Source organism: Komagataeibacter kakiaceti JCM 25156, from assembly GCF_000613305.1.
Genome location: NZ_BAIO01000630.1, coordinates 1 through 1180 on the forward strand (window position 1 = coordinate 1; position 1180 = coordinate 1180).

General features: G+C 65.5%; 1 protein-coding gene and 1 pseudogene. Both read left to right on the forward strand.

What is annotated here, in order from left to right; translation table 11 throughout:
* Nucleotides 1-365: pseudogene (locus JCM25156_RS25815) on the forward strand (hypothetical protein); the annotation flags it as partial.
* Between the two features lie 52 nt (nt 366-417).
* The coding region (locus tag JCM25156_RS17350) for an ABC transporter transmembrane domain-containing protein (RefSeq protein ID WP_025814147.1) at nt 418-1180 on the forward strand (763 nt) is incomplete at its 3' end.

Sequence of the window (1180 nt, forward strand, 5' to 3'; positions counted from 1 at the left end):
CTGGCGCAGACACGCGGCGCGGTCGTGCCCATGCCCGGCATGGATGCGGGCATGGTCGCCCCATGCTGGCCGATCATGACCGGCGGGATCTCGTGTGGCGGACATGGCTGTGTCAGGCCGATGCCCCCGGCGCGCCCGATCCGGCATGGACCACCCTGCGCACGATGCTGGAGAGGATGGAAAAACCCGTCTTCCCGCTGACGGGGCGCGATCTTGTGGCGGCGGGGTGCGCGCCGGGCGTGAGCGTGGGGCGTGTGCTGGGGCAGGTCCGGCAGTGGTGGCTTGAGGGCGGGTGTACGGCCGGTCGCGCCGCCTGCCTCGGGCAGATGCACGCCATTTTGCAACACGATCGACATAATTTGTAACAATATGTGGTAACGCTTTGTTTTACGCGGCCATGCGGCTATAGGCCGACTGATGAACGTAATTCAGACGTCTGGGGCCGACAGGCACGCCACGCCGGAGGGAATGGAGCCGTCGCGCCGCCTGATGCGGCGGCTGTGGCACGATGAACTGTCGGGCCACAAGCTGCGCATACTGGCGGTGGGGGTGCTGACCGCGCTCATGGCCATATTCAGCGCGCTGTACCCGCTGGTGATCCAGCGCGCGCTGGACATGTTCGCCGATCATGACCCGCGTATCCTGTATCAGGTTCCGATCCTTGTGGTGGCGATCACGCTGGCCAAGGCCGTATCGCAGTACGGGCAGTCGATTGCCGTGCAGTCGCTGGTGCTGGTAGTCATTCGCGGGTTGCAGGGGCGGATGTTCCATCATCTGGTCCAGGCCGATATTTCCCGTATCGAGACCGAGGCCCCAGCCCAGATCGCCGCGCGCTTCACCACCGACGCCGTATCGATTCGCGAAGCCCTGATCCGCGCCACCAACGCGCTGGGCGATGCGGTGACGGTGGTGGGACTGATCGCGTCCATGCTGTACATGGACTGGGAACTCAGTCTGATCGCCGCCGTGCTGTATCCGCTCGCCGCCATGCCGGTGCGCAGGCTGGGCAAGCGCCTGCGCCGGGAATCCGGCGGCGTGCATGAACAGATTGGCGAGACCAGCGCCATGCTGACCGAAAGCTTCAGCCAGTCGCGCACCATCCGTGTCTACCGGCTGGAAGAAGCCGAACAGGCGCGCGCGGACACGGTTCTGGACGTACTGCATGACCGCCTGCTGCGCA